18 protein-coding genes are annotated in these 16,102 nt (G+C 67.7%); 11 read left to right on the plus strand and 7 right to left on the minus strand.

Annotated features, from left to right (window positions below; all coding sequences use genetic code 11):
• The first annotated feature begins 9 nt into the window (after positions 1-9).
• Genes SLQ31_RS01800 through SLQ31_RS01810 form a run of 3 tightly spaced genes read left to right on the plus strand, consistent with a single transcriptional unit; the run spans position 10 to position 2,234 of the window.
• Entirely contained in the window at positions 10-555 is a 546-nt protein-coding gene (locus tag SLQ31_RS01800; RefSeq protein ID WP_319429128.1) for a hypothetical protein, read from the plus strand.
• Between the two features lie 51 nt (positions 556-606).
• Positions 607-1,098, plus strand: coding sequence for an ImmA/IrrE family metallo-endopeptidase (locus SLQ31_RS01805; protein WP_108052732.1), 492 nt, complete (start codon positions 607-609; stop codon positions 1,096-1,098).
• A complete protein-coding gene (locus SLQ31_RS01810; protein WP_319429132.1) occupies positions 1,095-2,234 on the plus strand; it encodes a hypothetical protein in 1,140 nt (379 codons plus the stop codon). The genes SLQ31_RS01805 and SLQ31_RS01810 overlap by 4 nt, the downstream gene beginning before the upstream one ends.
• 44 nt (positions 2,235-2,278) lie before the next feature.
• Here the strand turns inward: SLQ31_RS01810 and SLQ31_RS01815 are convergent, their stop codons facing one another.
• The 4 genes from SLQ31_RS01815 to SLQ31_RS01830 form a co-directional block, all read right to left on the minus strand.
• Positions 2,279-2,677: a transcriptional regulator gene (locus SLQ31_RS01815; RefSeq protein WP_108052862.1), complete on the minus strand. Its 399-nt coding sequence runs from the start codon at positions 2,675-2,677 to the stop codon at positions 2,279-2,281.
• Positions 2,678-3,002: 325 nt separating this feature from the next.
• On the minus strand, positions 3,003-3,731 hold the full coding sequence (locus tag SLQ31_RS01820; RefSeq protein ID WP_319429135.1) for a TMEM165/GDT1 family protein: 729 nt from the start codon (positions 3,729-3,731) through the stop codon (positions 3,003-3,005).
• Between the two features lie 302 nt (positions 3,732-4,033).
• Positions 4,034-4,567, minus strand: coding sequence for a peptidase (locus tag SLQ31_RS01825; protein WP_319429137.1), 534 nt, complete (start codon positions 4,565-4,567; stop codon positions 4,034-4,036).
• A gap of 146 nt (positions 4,568-4,713) precedes the next feature.
• Positions 4,714-4,872: a hypothetical protein gene (locus tag SLQ31_RS01830; RefSeq protein WP_319429138.1), complete on the minus strand. Its 159-nt coding sequence runs from the start codon at positions 4,870-4,872 to the stop codon at positions 4,714-4,716.
• A gap of 522 nt (positions 4,873-5,394) precedes the next feature.
• Here SLQ31_RS01830 and SLQ31_RS01835 point away from each other — a divergent pair.
• Together SLQ31_RS01835 and SLQ31_RS01840 are read left to right on the plus strand one after the other, a co-directional pair.
• On the plus strand, positions 5,395-6,456 hold the full coding sequence (locus SLQ31_RS01835; RefSeq protein WP_319429140.1) for a DUF4328 domain-containing protein: 1,062 nt from the start codon (positions 5,395-5,397) through the stop codon (positions 6,454-6,456).
• Positions 6,457-6,460: 4 nt separating this feature from the next.
• Positions 6,461-7,282 (plus strand): glycerophosphodiester phosphodiesterase, encoded by an 822-nt coding sequence (locus SLQ31_RS01840; protein WP_319429142.1) that lies wholly within the window; start codon positions 6,461-6,463, stop codon positions 7,280-7,282.
• Here SLQ31_RS01840 and SLQ31_RS01845 read toward each other — a convergent pair.
• From SLQ31_RS01845 to SLQ31_RS01855, 3 genes are all read right to left on the minus strand, one after another.
• The gene (locus tag SLQ31_RS01845) at positions 7,279-8,502 is read right to left on the minus strand and encodes an LCP family protein (protein WP_413641854.1); all 1,224 of its coding nucleotides are present in this window, start codon (positions 8,500-8,502) and stop codon (positions 7,279-7,281) included. The genes SLQ31_RS01840 and SLQ31_RS01845 overlap by 4 nt on opposite strands.
• 61 nt (positions 8,503-8,563) lie before the next feature.
• The gene (locus tag SLQ31_RS01850) at positions 8,564-9,265 is read right to left on the minus strand and encodes a CPBP family intramembrane glutamic endopeptidase (protein ID WP_319432758.1); all 702 of its coding nucleotides are present in this window, start codon (positions 9,263-9,265) and stop codon (positions 8,564-8,566) included.
• Positions 9,266-9,349: 84 nt separating this feature from the next.
• Positions 9,350-10,120, minus strand: a complete 771-nt coding sequence (locus tag SLQ31_RS01855) for a DUF2470 domain-containing protein (protein ID WP_319429144.1) — start codon at positions 10,118-10,120, stop codon at positions 9,350-9,352.
• A gap of 96 nt (positions 10,121-10,216) precedes the next feature.
• On the opposite strand from SLQ31_RS01855, the gene pheA reads away from it, so the two are divergent.
• The 6 genes from pheA (at position 10,217) to SLQ31_RS01890 (ending at position 16,102) form a co-directional block, all read left to right on the plus strand.
• Complete coding sequence (gene pheA / locus SLQ31_RS01860; RefSeq protein ID WP_319429146.1) at positions 10,217-11,137, plus strand: prephenate dehydratase; 921 nt, start codon at positions 10,217-10,219, stop codon at positions 11,135-11,137.
• On the plus strand, positions 11,134-11,820 hold the full coding sequence (locus SLQ31_RS01865; protein ID WP_319429148.1) for a histidine phosphatase family protein: 687 nt from the start codon (positions 11,134-11,136) through the stop codon (positions 11,818-11,820). The genes pheA and SLQ31_RS01865 overlap by 4 nt, the downstream gene beginning before the upstream one ends.
• 477 nt (positions 11,821-12,297) lie before the next feature.
• Positions 12,298-12,498 (plus strand): hypothetical protein, encoded by a 201-nt coding sequence (locus SLQ31_RS01875; protein ID WP_413641495.1) that lies wholly within the window; start codon positions 12,298-12,300, stop codon positions 12,496-12,498.
• 78 nt (positions 12,499-12,576) lie between these two features.
• Positions 12,577-14,148 carry a S8 family serine peptidase gene (locus SLQ31_RS01880; RefSeq protein ID WP_413641496.1) on the plus strand — a complete coding sequence of 524 codons (1,572 nt, stop codon included), beginning with the start codon at positions 12,577-12,579 and terminating at the stop codon, positions 14,146-14,148.
• Entirely contained in the window at positions 14,145-15,362 is a 1,218-nt protein-coding gene (locus SLQ31_RS01885) for a zinc ribbon domain-containing protein (RefSeq protein WP_319429154.1), read from the plus strand. The genes SLQ31_RS01880 and SLQ31_RS01885 overlap by 4 nt, the downstream gene beginning before the upstream one ends.
• Positions 15,359-16,102: a hypothetical protein gene (locus SLQ31_RS01890; RefSeq protein ID WP_319429156.1), complete on the plus strand. Its 744-nt coding sequence runs from the start codon at positions 15,359-15,361 to the stop codon at positions 16,100-16,102. The genes SLQ31_RS01885 and SLQ31_RS01890 overlap by 4 nt, the downstream gene beginning before the upstream one ends.

A 16,102-nucleotide genomic window follows, 5' to 3' on the forward strand; every position in this document is an offset into this window, starting at 1 on the left:
TCCGTCGGGATGCCTCAAGCGCCGAGCCTGACTGCCCCGGCGCCCGCTGCGGTCGGCGGCGGTGGCGGTGGCGGCGGAGGTGTCATTGACCTCCGGCCGCGGACGATTCCGCCGCCCGGAGAGCCGGGGCTGCCGGGGGAGCCTCCCGTCGCCAGCGCCGAGCACGGGACGGTCGGGCCCATCAGCCTGGAGCCGCCGCCCATCACGATGCCGCCGATGATCGGATTGCCGCCGCCGGCATTCCCGCCGCCGATGCGCCCGGGCGGCCCGAGTACCGAGCCGGGCCCGCGGACCGGTCCCGGTCGGGAATCCGCCACGACCCGCGAACGGCCGCCCGCCACGTCCGCCGGAGCCGGTACAGAAATGCCACCGTCGACTAGGGTTGGCTATCCCAGATACCTCCAAGAGGCCAAGATGGGCGAGGTTGCGGCGGTGGCCCTGCCGGGTTTCGCCGGAATCCTCGCCCTGACCGCACTCGGTGGGGTCGTCGGGTATCGCCAAGCAAGAGCCGGCCACGTCGTGCGGACTGCGGGGACCACCCGATTCATGCAGTGACGCGGACCGCGTGCGATCGCAGCCCAGTCGCCGACGGAGAAGGGGGATGAGGTGTCGGCCAGTCGCCGGGTTACCACGGCAGTCAACGACGTCTTGGATCTCGCGCCCCGCCACGGTGAAATCTCCCTGACCCGGTTGGTTGCCGCCGTCAGCGAGGACCGCGACCGTCTCATCGAAGTCACCATGGCCGACTTGCCGGCCGGGGTCTGCGGTCAGTGGCGTCAATACGCCGATCACGACGTCTTCCTGATTCAGCATGGGCTGCCGACCTGGGACCGCACCTTGGCCCATGAGCTGGGCCACCTCGTGCTCGGCCATTACGGCATCCCGGTCACCGAGGCCGCCCGCGATGTCGCGGAGCTGGCCAGCGACGACCTCATCGGTTACATGCTCAACCAGCGCACCGGATGTATGGGCCCGGGCGGTGAGGACGTCGAGCAGGAAGCCGAGGATTTCGCGGCGCTGCTCTTGTATCGGCTGGGCCGGTCGCCGTCGGACCGGTCCTCGATCGTGCAAGTTCGCCTCGGAGAGGCGTTTGGTTGATCGTCTGGGTGATCGCTGGTCTGCTGGGAATGGCGACCGGCCTGCGCATCGGGTGGGCGCTGGTCAACAAGCAGTCGGTGGTCAGCTCGGCGATGATCGTTGCCCTTGGCAGTCTGGCTCTGGTCGCCGCGTTGAACTGGCCACCGTTGACGCTGCTGATCGACAGCGCGCTGCACTGGTCGAATATCTCGATCGGCCTGAGTCAGGTGGCTTTGGTCTGGTGTGCGGCGGGCAGCTGCGTGATGATCACCAGCGTCGCGTCGACCCGCAGCCCCGCCGTCATCCGCCGGATCGCGGCGGCGCAGTACGCCATGGCCGGTGCGATCAGTGTCGCCACGTTGGTGCTGTTTTTCCTGTCGGGTCAGCAGCCCGAGACATCTCCCGAGGAGTACCTGCGGCGCAATCTCGGGTCGGCCAACACCTCGCTGCCCTGGCTGCTGCCGCTGCTGTACGTGATGCTCGCCTTCACGTTGGCGCTGTGGGCCGGAATGCGGCACTCCAACCGGACCCGCCGTGGCCGCGCGTTGTTCGTCTTCACCGTGGGCATCGCGCTGCTCGTGGCGGCCTGCGCGTTCTTCCTGATCCGGGCCGTCGGCACCTCGCATCTCGTGGGCGTGGGAACCGCGGCGACGCTGCTGGGCGCCGCAATGGCGATCGTCGCAGCGGGGTCGCTGTTGCCTGCCGTGGAGGACTGGTTCGGTGGACGACGTGAATTGCGTCTCATCGACCCTCTGCTGACCGAACTCGAGCGGCGGCAGCCGGATGTCGGGATCGGCGAACGACCGCGCGGCCCACTGGTTTTCCGGGTGGCTGAGCGATTGTCACTGATCTCCGACGCCCTGTACCTGGAAGCCACGATGGCCGCGCATCTGGCGGCCGCCACGCCGGACGGCGCGGGGGTCGAGGTGCTGGCGGATGTCGAGCGGCCGACGGTCAGACCCGACGCACAGGCGATGGCGATCGCCAAGTGGATCCATGCCGGACGGCGTACGCCGCGAGTGGCGCGCCCGGCAGGGCAGGGGCAGTTCCCAGGAATGCGCTGGCTTGGGCAGCCAGAGACCTGCTCGGATCGCGAATGGATCCTCGAGATCGCACGCCAGTACCGCACGTTGGACAGTGAAGCCGCGCGGCGCTGACCGGAATCTAACGTTGCCGAAACTCCTGTGACAGGAGCGACGGGCTAATCGTCGAGGTGTTCCCGACGACGCAGCTCATCCACCTTCGACACGATGTCCTGCTGGGCCTCTGGGGACAGCCCGACGGTCCGTGCGGCAATGCGCCGCACACCCTCGTCGCGCATGTTGGCCAGCCAGGTCAGCTCCTTGTCGAGCTTCTCGTAGTACTCGTCGTCGGTGAAGTACTGCGGCTTGATCCGGAAGAAGTTGGCAAGCGCCGTCATGGTGGTCGACGACGGGTTGGTCCGGTTGCCTGAGCGCAGCTGCGACAGGTACGGAGCGGACATCGTGATGCCTTCAGACTTCAGCGCGGCGATCACTTCCGCAGAGGTATGAGGACCCCGGCCGGGGGGATACACCGTGTCGAACAGGCGATTCAGTCGGGCCGAGAACGTCGTGCTCATCTTTGTTGACCTCCACATGCAGAAGAGCGGTCATTTCCGTTGGCTTATTTGCTGATCATCGTAGCGACACATCCGCTGACAACCAAGTGCAAACTACCGGATAATTGACGCACGCGGACATTTTCGGCGTACTGGCAAACATTCATGCGGGCATTTTCTCAGGTCGCTACCTGCTCAGCGCCCACGCTGAGGCAAAGAAACGCATGGTGGCAGGCCTCTTGGCGTAGCAGCTGACCGATAATCGCTCGCTCAAGAACCTGAGAGTACCCTGAGCAACCGAGGGTATCGAGTGCTGTTGCGGAAATCTACTTTGCTGTAAGTGCGGTTATGCCGACTCGCCACCCGCCGCCCCACCCTTCGACGCTGGTGCGGCGTCGGTGCGGAGCACGGCGGGTCGCAGGCGTGGCGGCAGTGCGCGAGTCGCAGCCGCGGCCAGCGCGACGAGGACCACCGAAATTCCGATGCCGACGATGGCGGGCGCCGTGGGGAATGCCCCGTCGATGAGCATCGACACCCCGAACACCAGGAACAGGGCGGCTGCGCCCAGCTGGATGAGCCGCTCGGGCAGGTGCTTGCCGGCCAGGGCTCCGACCAGGATGGCCAGCGCGTCGGCGGCGACCATGCCGATGGTCGACCCGATCCACACCCCGACCCAGTCGTTGTCGGCGGCCAGGGTGATCGTCGCGAGCATCGTCTTGTCGCCGAGCTCAGCTAGCAGGAAAGCTGACGTCACGGCGAAGAAGGCCGGCGCGGTGGTCCGCTGGGCCCGGGAGGCCTCGTCGTCGGACAGCTTGTCCCCACGCAGCGTCCACAGCCCGAACATAACGAAGGCAACACCGGCGAGGATGCCGAGCACATGGGTGGGCAGTGCGGCGCCGAGGTAGTGGCCGACAGCGACGGAAATCAGGTGCACGGCCGTCGTTGCGACGGTGATACCGCTCAGCACGACCCACCAGCGATGGCGCAGCGCGAACGTCATGGCCATCAGTTGTGACTTGTCGCCCAATTCGGCGACGAAGATGACGGCGAAACTCAGGAATAGCGCGGCGAGCACCCAGCACTCCTCATTCGGGTGGCTGTCGTCAGGGGCGGTACAGATGCCTCCGGCCGACAACCACTAACGGTTTTCACGGCCGAAGGTCTCGCCCACCGGCGCTTACGCCGGCCGAACAACCGGGCCCTGCGGTATGCGCGCCAGGCCAGTATGTCGATTGTCCGATTGGGGGCTACTCCCCTTCGCTGGGGCCAACAATACGGGCACTCGAACGGTGCGCGCAACTCTTACGAGTCGAAAACCCAACAGCAGCAATAAATTTGGGATACCACGCAAGAAAGTTCGGGCACCCTCAAAACCGGCTACGCGGCAAGGAGCATCGCCAGAATCGCAGTGTCGGGGTGGCTGATCGGGTCGACGCCGACCCGGCTCACCATGCTGGTGATGGTTCCGTCCGACTCGGCCTCGACCCACGCCGCACGGTGCTCTAAGCCCAGGTGAGGAATGCCCGGCAACAGAACGCAACCCGATGCTGCTCCAGAGCATTCCGGAAGCGACGGCATGGTCTCGGATGGTGGGTGAAGCATCAACAGCGCGGGTGGCTGCCTGTCAGCGAAATGCCCTGGCGGGACTGCAAACTCGCCCACCACCGGACCTTCGGCGAGGACCAGGCCGACGGTGCCCGGCTGCGGCATGTCGGGCAGCTCCTCCCGAACGCCGAAAATGGTTGTGGTGGAGAGCAATCCGGGCAGCGAGGCAACACGTACCGCGACCATCAGGAGTTGCGCCCACTCCTTCGTCGAGTTCGGCCAGCGGCCGGATACGACGAAGCCCTTCAGGGCACCGCGAGAATGAAAGGGGGCGATTTCGACCGCACGCCCGGAACCATTTTCCATCTCGCCTCCGCGACATTCGGTATGTCAGTGCGACACGACAGCGGGTCGGTTCAACTCAGGATGCGGCACGCAGCGCATGGCGGCAAGGCGACACGGGTGCGAACTAGGTGCGGATTCGGCGCGCGGCCGGCGAAGCCGGGGCCGGCTCAGAACAAGACGATGACGGCGAGGATGCCCAGCAGGACGAGGGCGATGACCCCGGCGCGCAGGGCGGCCAGCATGTACGAGCGGTTACAGGTCGCCGATGAGACGTGCCAGTGCGACGGCTGGGACGCAGACTGCGCCCGGACTGATTGAGATGCCATCACACCGTCCTGACCTGCATGTTCAACTACCGCCCCCAGTGAAGTTAGTCACACGCTCTTCTGTGAGCGCGATCATAACCCCTCCTGTACCCCGAGGAAAATCGTCTCAACCACGGCACCTGAACACCGGTTGAAAAAGTTGGCGGTTTGTTGATCGAGAAAGGGGGTATCCAAGATCACAGTTGGCTTGCGGGTCTCGGCGTGTCGCTCGGCGCGTCGCAGCGTCTCTTTGGACGGTTAGCGAGGCAACAGATTTCGCTCGCCCGTTACCAAGTTGTTGATCAGGGCGCTTCCGGGTTGTCGGGTTATCCACAGATACTGCCTGTCTCCGTGGCGAGATGGTGCGCTCAGTGCCCATTCACCACTGCGGAGGCCTGTGGATAAACCTGTGGAAACTGTGGATAGTCCAGTCATTGCTGCACGTCCCAGATCGCCGAAGATGCACTGCGTGCCACAATCCGCACCCATTGCGGCCCTGCCGCGGCACTCCGGACTCCAGTTGCGCTCGCTAGGCTGGTCCGCGTGATTCAGGTGTGCTCCCAGTGCGGGACACGGTGGAACGTGCGCGATCGCCAGCGCGGCTGGTGCCCGCGCTGCAATGGCGCCCTGATGGCACCGGTCAATCCGCCAGATCCGCGCTGGAGCCCAGGCGCCACGAGCCACCCGCCGGCCAGGCCACCGGGATCCCAGACCGGTGGACCGCGGCTGCCGCAGGGTTTCCGCTGGATCGCCGTTCGGCCAGGTCCGCCGCCCCCGCCGCGTCGTCGTCGTCGTCCGCTCGGGCCGACGCCGCGCTACGCCTACATCCCGCGGTGGGGCCTTGGCGACCATCTCGTGCCGTCGGCGCCGGGCGAGGACGAAGCCGTCAAGCAGGGGCCAGCGCCCGTCACCGTCCGCGCGGCGCTGCTCTCGGCGATCACCATCTTCGGCCTGGCAGCGGCGCTCCACATCGTTCGCTACGTGCTGCTGTTGATCAACCGGACGTCGCTGCTGTCGCCTCTGGTCGCCGGCGCGGCGCTGTGGCTCGGCGTGTTGGCCAGCTTGGCCGCGATCGTGGCAGTGATCCTGACCGCCGTCGTCACGACGTCGTGGTTGATCACCCGCCGCGCTGCGGTCTATCAACACCTCGGGCAGGACGACCCGCGACCGGCCTGGGCCCTCTGGGCCGGATGTCTGGTGCCGGTCGCCAACCTTGTCTGGGCACCGCTCTACGTCATCGAACTCGCCCACGCCGAACAGACGCAGGCCCGGCTGCGCGGACCGATCGCGGCCTGGTGGATCGCCTGGATCCTGTCGACGGCGGTATCGATCTTCGGGATCGCCACGAGTTTCACCAACAAACCGCAGGGGATCGCCGACAACACCGTGACGATGATCGTCGCCTACCTGCTGGGTGCGGGTGTGCTGGTGTTGTTGTGGCAGGTATTCGACGCCTTCGTGCGCAAGCCTGTCGAACGGCCGCTGCACCGGTGGGTGGTGGTGGGCCAGGACCAGCCCCCGGCGCAGCCTGCCGAGGCCGAATCGCCGCCAGCGCCCGAATCGCCGCCAGCGGTTGAGCCGGACCAACAGGAACCGGCAGCATAGGCGTATGCACTCGGCCGCCGAACCGCACGGCGGGCAGCCCTTCGTGGTTGCCCACCGTGGCGCTTCGGCCGAGCGGCCCGAGCACACGCTGGCTGCTTACGAGCTCGCGCTGGCTGAAGGCGCCGACGGAGTCGAGTGCGACGTCCGGCTGACCCGCGACGGCCATCTGGTGTGTGTGCACGACCGGAGGGTAGACCGCACGTCGACAGGTACGGGTCTGGTCAGCGAGATGACGCTGGCTGAACTCAAACGGCTGGATTGGGGGGCGTGGCACAGCAGCGCGCAATCCGACGATCCGCCGATCGGCACGGGTCTGCTCACCCTCGACGACTTGGTCCGCCTGGTGCTGGACTGGAACCGGCCGGTGAAGCTGTTCGTCGAGACCAAGCACCCCGTGCGCTACGGCGGGCTGGTGGAGAGCAAGGTGCTGGCCCTGCTGCATCGCTACGGCATCGCCGCGCCGGCCTCGGCGGATCTATCCCGTGCGGTGGTGATGTCGTTCTCGGCTGCGGCGGTGTGGCGGGTCCGCCGCGCGGCACCCCTGCTGCCGACCGTGCTGCTGGGCGAGACCTCGCGGTATCTGGGCGGCAGCGCCGCCACGACAGTCGGGGCGACGGCCGTTGGGCCGTCGATCGCGACGCTGCGGGAGCATCCCGAGCTCGTCGACCGGGCCGCTGCCCAGGGGCGCGCGATGTACTGCTGGACCGTCGACCACTACGAGGACATCGGCTACTGCCGCGATCTGGGGGTCGGCTGGATCGCCACCAACCATCCGGGACGCACCAAGGCCTGGCTCCAGAACCCGTTGGCCGTCCCCGGCGACTAGGGCTGCGCGTCGAGCACCTGCTGCGGGATCGCCGAATCGGTGCGCAGCGCTGAAAACAACTGATCGGCCGCATCGGAGTCCCACACCACCACCGAGCCGGAGTCGCTCCCGGTGAACTCGCCGATCGGCACCGTGATCGCGGTGGTCGAGCCGTGCAGCGCCCAGCCCAGCAGCGCCAGGTCCCAGACGTGGTCACCGTTGTCGACGGTCAGTGACCCGACGGCGGCGTGCGGCACCGAATACCAGCGCCACGGATTGAGCCACGCCCCGGGGCTGCTGGCCTTGTGCATCACCGCGGCCATGAACTCGCGCTGGTGGACCATCCGGTCCAGATCGGCGCGCGGGGTCGCCCGGGATCGCACATAGCCCAGGGCGTTGCGCCCGTCGAGGGTCTGGCAGCCGGCGGGCAGGTTGATCCCGGCCAGCGCGTCATCGATCGGATCGGCCGGGCACACCTGGATGCCGCCGAGGGCGTCGACCACCACCGAGAACCCGTCGAAACCCACCTCGGCGTAGTGGTCGAGACGCAGGCCCGTCGCCTGCTCTACGGTCTGGGCCATCAGCGGTGCGCCGCCCTCGGCGAAGGCGGCGTTGATCTTGTCCTTGCCGTGGCCGGGGATGTCCACGTAGGAGTCGCGGGGGATCGAGACCATCGTGGTGGGGGCGCTGGAGCCGAGCGCCGGGATGTGCACCACGAGGATCGTGTCGGTCCGGCCGTTACCCAAGTCGCCGCCGGTGGTCAGTTCGGCCTGCTGTTCCGGAGTCAGTCCGGCTCTGCTGTCGGAGCCGACGAGCAGCCAGGTGGTGCCTGCGCCCGCGGCGGGCCGCTCGGCATAGTCGAACACCGCAACCCGGTGCAGGCTGGTGTCGATCCAGACGGCGCCGCCGACGAGGCCGCCGGCCGCGAGCAATAGCACGACGACCAGGGTGACGAAAACCCTTCGGCCCCAACGCCTTTTGCGTTTCGGCTTCGGCGGTGCGGTCGCCGGGGGAGTGGGCGGTCGCGAAGCAGGCGGCCGCGAAGTGGGCGGCGGCGGAGGAGGTCGCCGCGGTGGCGGGGGTGGAGGCGCCTGCCGCGGTGGGGGCGGTGGCTGTCGGGGTGGCGGTGGCGTCGGAGCTCGGGGTGGTGGTGGCGGCGGACGGCGATCCGGGTCGCGCCGGATCACCTGGGACGGCTCATGCGGCGGCCGCTGAGAAGGTGGCGGCGCTTGACGCGGTATCCGCTCGGTCGGCGGATCCGGCGGCCAGTGCTCGCTCACCAGGTCAATTTACGTGTCTGGCTTACTTGAGCCAGCCAAGATGACCGGCGAGTGCGACGTACCCGACGAACGCGACCGTGTCGATGACGCCGTGCGCGATCACCAGCGGCCACAACCGGCCGGTGCGGCACCAGGCGTACCCGAAGACCACACCCATCACGAGATTGCCCAGCCCGGCCCCGAAGCCCTGATAGAGGTGGTACGCCCCGCGCAGCACGCTGGAGGCCAGGATCGCCCGGTTCTGACTCAGGCCCAGCTGTTTGAGCCGGGTGATCAGGTAGCCGACGACCACGACCTCTTCGGCGAAGCCGTTGGCGAACGCCGACAGGATCAGCACCGGGATGCGCCACCAGGTGTCGTGCAGCGCGGCGGGCTCCACGTCGGCCGTCATCCCGAGCCAACGGCCCGCCAGATACAGCAGCAGGCCTGGGATACCGATCAGCGCGGCCAGGCCGAGTCCACCCAGCACGTCGACGCGCCAGCGCAGCCGTCCCAGCCCGAGCCGGGTCGGCGTGATGCCGCTGCGCCACAACAGATACAGGCCGAGGGTGCCCCACGCCACCAGCTGGGCGATCGACGCCAGGTTCAGGCCGAGGTTGATCAGGTCGTAGCGGGACAGGTTGGGGTTCAACCGAACTCGGTGCCCGGCAAGCCCGGAGAGCACCGCATCGAATAGCTGCAGCATCGCGATGACAGCGCTGACGCCGAAGGTGACGGCGAGCATGACGGCGACTTCGATGCGAAGGCCACGCCGGTCGGTGGCGAGGAACTCGTCGCGGGTGGTGCTCACCCCGCCACGGTAATGGCCCTACATCCGCCGTGCGCGCAGCCCGTTGACGAACGGGCAACCCATCAGCAGTCGGATGGCCCGGCCCAGGCCGGGCACGTCCTGCACCGGCTCGCCGAACGGCAGGCGCACGTCATGGTCACCGTCGCTGCCCTCGACGCGCAGCCGGACGCCATAGCGGTCCAGCCCCAGCGGACGGACCCGGCCGCGCCGCAGCGGCGCGGGCAGCTTGCCGGCCAGCCGGGCGAGCACCTCGGGGTGATCGCTGTCCAGATGGCACAGCCAGGCCGACTCGAACTCGCAGAACGGGTCCGGCTGGGCGACCATCAGATCGTGCAGCCCGACGGTCTCGGCGCCGGCGGCGTCGGCGACCACCACGGATTCCACCTCAAGCAGGAGCAGGACCTGCCCCGATCCGATGTCCAGCAGTGCCGGGTTGGGGTGATCGGTGGCGATCATGTCGACCATCGTGCGCACCGCGTGTTCGGGCACGCCTTGCACTCGGCCGCGGATCCACACCAGCGACCGCACGGGTTCGCGCAATGGCAGCGGGGCGAAGTCGGTGAGTTCCAGGACTGCTGCGACGCCATCGGTACCGGCCGCGCGGGCACGGACGGCCAGCGCCGATTCGATCGGCAGGCTGACCGCGAAGGAGCCGCCGGGCAGCAGGTGGTGAATGGGTGTCGTGGCCGGGGCGACATCGTCGGCGACCAGCATCGCGCCGGCAGCACGCGCACAGGCGCTGCGGACGCGTTCGGCGGTGGACGGCGTAGTGAGCGTCGCTGAGGTCATCGCGCACCCTTCCAGTTAGTGAGGTAAGCCTAAGTTAACTATCGCCGCCGGGTCACGCAAGGCTTTCCCTTACGACCGACCCGATAGGGTTGGACCGTGGCCCGCATCGCCTACCTCGGTCCCGAGGGCACGTTCACCGAAGCGGCACTTCTCAAGATGTGCGCTGCCGGTGTGGTTCCGGGCGGCGATCCCGCGCAACCGCAGCCGACGGACAGCACCCCGGCGGCCCTGGCCGCCGTCCGGGACGGCACAGCCGATTTTGCGTGTGTACCGATCGAGAACTCCATCGAGGGCAGCGTGCTGCCCACCCTCGACAGCCTGGCCACGGGCGCGCCGCTGCAGATCTACGCCGAGCTGACGCTGAACGTCGCGTTCAGCATCGTCGTGCGCGACGGCAGCGACCGCGACTCGGTGCGCACTGTCGCGGCGTTTCCGATCGCCGCCGCGCAGGTGCGCCGGTGGCTGGCCGAGCATCTGCCGGAAGCCGGTCTGATTCCGGCCAATTCGAATGCCGCGGCCGCCAAGGAGGTGGCTGCCGGTCGCGCCGATGCCGGTGTGAGCACGGCGCTGGCCGCGCAGCGCTACGGCCTGTCCACCCTGGCCGACGGGGTTGTCGACGAACCCAATGCCAGGACGCGGTTCGTCCTCGTCGGTCGCCCTGGCGCACCGCCCGCCCGCACCGGCGCCGACCGCACCTCGGTGGTGCTGCGGATCGCCAACACGCCTGGTGCGCTGGTGTCGGCGATGACCGAATTCGGCATCCGCGACATCGACCTGACCCGGATCGAATCTCGGCCCACCCGAACCGAACTCGGTACCTACGTCTTCTTCCTGGACTGCGTCGGCCACATCGACGACAGCGCGGTCGCCGAGGCGCTCAAGGCCTTGCATCGGCGCTGTGCCGACGTTCGCTATCTCGGCTCGTGGCCGACGGAATCGGCGGCCGGTGCGACGCCGCCACAACTCGACGAGGCCGGCCGGTGGCTGGCCCGACTTCGTGAGGGCGATCCGACATGAGTGGACGGCTGATCCTTCTGCGCCACGGGCAATCCCACGGCAACGTCGAGCGCCGCCTCGACACCCGCCCGCCCGGGGCCGATCTCACCGACCTCGGCCGGGAACAGGCGCGCGATTTCGCCATGGCCCGCAGCCGTCCGCCCGGCCTGCTGGTGCATTCGGTCGCCCGGCGGGCCGCCCAGACCGCGGCCGAGATCGCCACTCAATTGCGGCTGTCCGCCGAGGAATTCGACGGTATCCACGAGGTGCAGGCGGGCGAACTGGAAAATCGCAACGACGACGACGCGGTCGCGGAGTTCAACGCGATCTACCAGCGGTGGCACCAGGGCGAGCTCGCGGTCCCCATGCCCGGCGGGGAAAGCGCCAGCGATGTTCTGGACCGCTACCTCCCGGTGATCACCGACCTGCGGCTGCGCTATCTGGACAACCACGCGTGGTCCGAGGACATCGTCGTGGTCAGCCACGGCGCGGCGATCCGGTTGGTCGCGGCCACGCTGGCCGGTGTGGAGAGCAGTTTCGTGCTCGACCACCATCTGGCCAACACCGAGGCGGTGGCCTTGTCGCCGATCACCGACGGCCGCTGGAGTTGCGTGCAGTGGGGAGCCCTCAGCCCACCGTTCTACCCCGAGCCCGACGTCCACCCGATTGAGGACGCGCTGGAATCCGTCGACCCCATGGGCTGACAGGAATTACCCAGCCAACCGGCCCATAGTTTGCTGAAAGCAGTCGCAGCCGACCGTGTCGCAATCTATTACCAAAGTATGAAAAACCAGTTCGGGAGTTTCACATCCGTCCTCGGTGCACTCCGCGCGATGCAGCGCGTGGCTTATCAGCGTTCCGTGGCAATGTCCCAGGCCAGCGGCGCATTCTCGACAGCTTCGTACCATGCTTCGTTCCTAACATCGAGGCCCGTCAAAACGTCGTTGCCACGCGGGGTCAGAGCCCGTTGTTTTCGCCCGTAGCAAAAGTTGCTATGCAATTGCTGGTGAGGTGAGATATCTTGAGTGTCCTCCGCCCTTCGGGGGTGGGCGGCTGGTGAACTGCCGGGCCAGCCAGCGACGCAATAACCAACCCGGCATGAAAAGTAAGGACAGATCATGATGTCAGGTCGTTTGACTCGGCAGATTGCGCTTTGTGCTGGCGGGCTCGCGATCGTCGGCATGGGCACACTGACCGCCTGCGGTAAGGACAAGGACAAGGCGCCGGAGAGCACCACGCCGACCACGACGACGAGCGCTCCCGCGCCGTCGCCCACGGAGAAGGCTGTGTCGCCTGGCGGCCCCAACTCCTTCACACCCACTGTCAAGGCTCCGCCGGCACCGACCGCGCTGCCCGGCAACGTCATCACCGGCGGCAACTGAGCCACTCGGTCCGCATCCCTCCGCAGTGACCTGCCGCCGACAGTGATCGGGGTACATCGCCTTCGCGCGCTGTCAGTGGTGGGACTGCTGGGGGTGCTGACCGCAGCCGCAGTACTGGTCGCTGATCTCCATCGGTCCTCGGCACCCGCCGAGTCCGGGGTGATCAGCGGCCCGTACGCGTCTCTGCTCGCCAGCTCGGTCGACCTCGGTCCGGCACACACCGACCATGTCCAGCTGACCGCTGCGCTGCGCGACGATTCACGCCCTGACCTTCTGATGGGATGGGCTGTCCGACAAAACCTTTCGGTGCGCTGGCGGCCGGGAGACAGCTGGGCGATCCTGGAAGGTGCACCCGCCGCGGTGTCTGGCGCCTTCGATGTCGACGTCCATGACTACCGGGGTAAGCGCGGCCAGGTGTTCTACGCCTCGCCCCAGCAGCCGTCCGTTCCGCAATCACTCAACGTGGAGGTGGCCGGGCTCGGCCGCATTCTCGGCTACACGCCGCACCGCGAGTCGAAGGTCTGGATGCTTCCGCTCGAGGTCCCTGACCAAGGTCTGAATCCCAGCGCGCTGCTGCGCACCTACAACGCGATGCCGTTGCACGACAAGGGCTATACCGGCAAGGGCACCACCGTCGTCGTATTCGCCTTCGACGGCTTCGACCAAGCCGACCTCGACACCTTCGCGACCAGTTTCAACCTCCCGAAATTCACCCCGGATGTCGTGGGCGGCATGCCGCCGGCCCGCCGCGGCGAGGCCACCATGGACCTCGAGGCGATCCACGGCATCGCGCCGGACGCCAAGAAGGTATTGGTCAACGCCCGCTCCACCGTCGAGGGTGACGGGTCGTACGAGAAGATCGCGAAACTGATGGAGGACACCGCGCGGAGCTATCCGGGTGCGGTGTGGAGTTTCTCCATCGGCTGGGGCTGCGACAAGCTCATCACCGCCGCCGACCTGGCGCCGGTGCGCGCGGCGCTGTCCGCCGCGCACCGCTCCGGCACGACCGCGTTCGACGCCAGCGGTGACCTGGCCGGCCTCGACTGCAAGGGCGGCGACGAGTGGTCGTCGCCGCCGAGCAACAACGACGTCGGGCTCGATGCGGTGGCGTCGATGCCGGAGATGACCGACGTCGGCGGCACGACAGTGTCGACCGACGCCAAGGGCGGTTGGCTGGCCGAACAGTCATGGTTCGACCCGCCGCTGTCCCAGGGCACCGGTGGCGGTGTGTCGGCGCTCTTCGATCGCCCGGACTGGCAACAGCATCTGAATGTCCCCAACGGTGGCGGCAAGCGGCTCACGCCGGACATCGCTGCCGTCGCCGACCCGTTCACCGGCGTGCAGATCGTGTTCAACCAGCAGGTGATCATCGGCGGCGGCACGTCGCTGGCGGCGCCCGTCTGGGCCGGGATGACCGCATTGATGAACCAGTACGTGGTCGACAAGGGCGGCTCGCTGATCGGCAATATCAATCCGATTCTGTACACCATCGCCGAGGGCACACCACTGCCGGCGTTTCGCGACGTCGTCCTCGGCGGCAACGCGGTGGACGATGCGGGCCCGGGCTACGACCTGGTCACCGGCCTTGGCACGCCCAATGTCGAAAACCTGGCGCAGAATATTCTGGTGACCCAGAAAGTGGTCGGATGACCCACCCGGACGACGACGACGAAGTGCCGACGATGGAGTGCGGCGTCTGCCAGATCGACGTTCCGGCCGGAGCGTTCTGCGGTTACTGCGGCGGTCACCTGGCCTCGGAGCCCACGCGGGGACCGCGCTGGCTGCGCTCATTGCGCGGTGACGTCTTCGGCGCGTCTCCCGGCGAGAGCGTGATGCGGCCCGCGATCGCCAGCTCCCTGTTCCCTCATCTGCCGCAGCGGTCGCGCACGCCATTTCGGGTGGGGCTCGCGCTCGTGCTCGTCGGGCTCGTGCTGTTCGCCGTCATCAAGATGCCGGCAGCGCTGATCACCGTCGCCGCGCTAGGGCTGCCGCTGCTGTTCGTGCTCTACCTCAGTGAGTCGTCCGTCTACCGCGATATGTCCGTCTGGGCGGTCGTGTTGGCCGGCACGCTGGGTGCGGCCCTCGGCGTCGGCTGGGTGCTGCTGACCGGCCAGATGGTCGCCCGCGCCTATGGTGTCCCGATGGCCGCCGGCCTGGCGATCCACCACCTCATGCGCGAGGGGGTGGCGATCCCCGCCGGGGGCATGATCCTGATGCTGGTGCCAACCGTCCTCGTCCGCCTGCTTCAGCCTAAGTCGCGAGAGTCGTTGGACGGCTTCGTTATTGGTGCGCTGGCGGCACTGATGTTCGCCGCCGGATCGACGTTGACCCGGTTGGCTCCGCAATTCGCCAGCGGGCTGCTGGTGCACAGCAGGCCGTTCCTGAGCCTGCTCGTCGAAGCCATCCTCTGCGGCGTGACGATCCCGCTGACCGCCGCCGCGGCCGGCGGCACCGTCGGCATTGCCCTGTGGTTCAAGGGGCAGCCCTCCAACCCGCATGAGCATCCCGGCCGGATTCGTGCCGCGCTGTGGGTCCTGGCGGTCGTGGTCGTGGTGATTCACACCTGCGCCGCGGTCACCGACATCATGGGAATGCCACAACTGCGGATGCTCATAGTCCACGTCGTCCTGACCCTGGTCGTCGTGGTGCTGCTGCGGATCGCCGTGCAGCTCGCGCTGATGCACGAAGCACCTGATCCGATCGAGCAGGACGAGCCGCTGCTCTGCATCCACTGTCATCACGTCGTGCCGGACATGGCGTTCTGCCCGGCCTGCGGCGTGGCGACGCGGGCGTCGTCACGTGCGTCGAGGAACGAGCGTCGCGAGGCCCGGCCGGTGCGTCAGGTCGCCACGGAGGGCTCGTGACCACACCCTCGGCTGCTCCCGAGTCGGAGCAGTTCCTTGGCTACGCGCTGCCGCCAGGCACCTATGTCGCCCCCGAGATTCGTCATGTCCGGTTCAGCCGCACCGTCGGATTGTGGGTCGCCGGCATCGTCGTCGTCGCCCTGACACTGGTCGGGGTGTCACTGATGGTGACCAAGAAGGCGCCGCGCTACATGTGCCCGCCGGAGTGCGGTGCCCCGCCGATGGGCACACCGGTCACGGGGCTGCCGCGCTTCACCGCGCCGGACGGGTCGTTCTCGGTGTCCTACCCGGTGCCCGGTTCGGCATACGAGGTCGAGACCAAGGGCAACGGGGTGACCGCGAAGTTCACTGGCGGGGATACCGGTGTCCTGCAGTTGTTCTCGGAGCCGGCCCGCGGTCGCGACGCGCAGACCATCGCCAGGGATCTGCTGAAGCAGAAGTTCCCCGACGCCAAGATCGCCTACGAGATCCCCAACGCGATGGTCGGCTACCAGCGCGGGTACGGGGAGGTGGCCGACTCGTGGCCGCAGGGCACCAGCAACAGCTACATCCGCATCCGCACGGTGCTGCTGGTTTCGGTCAAGAACGACCTGGCGCTGGTGGCCGGTGCGGTCGGCCCCTATCACGCGTTCGGCCCGGACTTCGGCCCCGGCCTGCCGTCGGGCGCCAACGTGCAGATCGCTCAGGATATGGGCAAGTATGTCAACAGTTTCATCTGGAACGGCGACCCAGCGCGCTGA

Origin of the sequence: Mycobacterium sp. RTGN5, from assembly GCF_033804465.1 — a bacterium.
GTDB lineage: Bacteria > Actinomycetota > Actinomycetes > Mycobacteriales > Mycobacteriaceae > Mycobacterium.

What these genes read in the sequence shown, in the direction of transcription:
- SLQ31_RS01800 (WP_319429128.1), top strand. Translation starts at nt 10, where the DNA reads ATGCCTCAAGCGCCGAGCCTGACTGCCCCGGCGCCCGCTGCGGTCGGC.
- SLQ31_RS01815 (WP_108052862.1), bottom strand. Translation starts at nt 2,677, where the DNA reads ATGAGCACGACGTTCTCGGCCCGACTGAATCGCCTGTTCGACACGGTG.
- SLQ31_RS01825 (WP_319429137.1), bottom strand. Translation starts at nt 4,567, where the DNA reads ATGGAAAATGGTTCCGGGCGTGCGGTCGAAATCGCCCCCTTTCATTCT.
- SLQ31_RS01830 (WP_319429138.1), bottom strand. Translation starts at nt 4,872, where the DNA reads ATGGCATCTCAATCAGTCCGGGCGCAGTCTGCGTCCCAGCCGTCGCAC.
- SLQ31_RS01840 (WP_319429142.1), top strand. Translation starts at nt 6,461, where the DNA reads ATGCACTCGGCCGCCGAACCGCACGGCGGGCAGCCCTTCGTGGTTGCC.
- SLQ31_RS01850 (WP_319432758.1), bottom strand. Translation starts at nt 9,265, where the DNA reads ATGCTCGCCGTCACCTTCGGCGTCAGCGCTGTCATCGCGATGCTGCAG.
- SLQ31_RS01855 (WP_319429144.1), bottom strand. Translation starts at nt 10,120, where the DNA reads ATGACCTCAGCGACGCTCACTACGCCGTCCACCGCCGAACGCGTCCGC.
- SLQ31_RS01865 (WP_319429148.1), top strand. Translation starts at nt 11,134, where the DNA reads ATGAGTGGACGGCTGATCCTTCTGCGCCACGGGCAATCCCACGGCAAC.
- SLQ31_RS01875 (WP_413641495.1), top strand. Translation starts at nt 12,298, where the DNA reads ATGGGCACACTGACCGCCTGCGGTAAGGACAAGGACAAGGCGCCGGAG.
- SLQ31_RS01885 (WP_319429154.1), top strand. Translation starts at nt 14,145, where the DNA reads ATGACCCACCCGGACGACGACGACGAAGTGCCGACGATGGAGTGCGGC.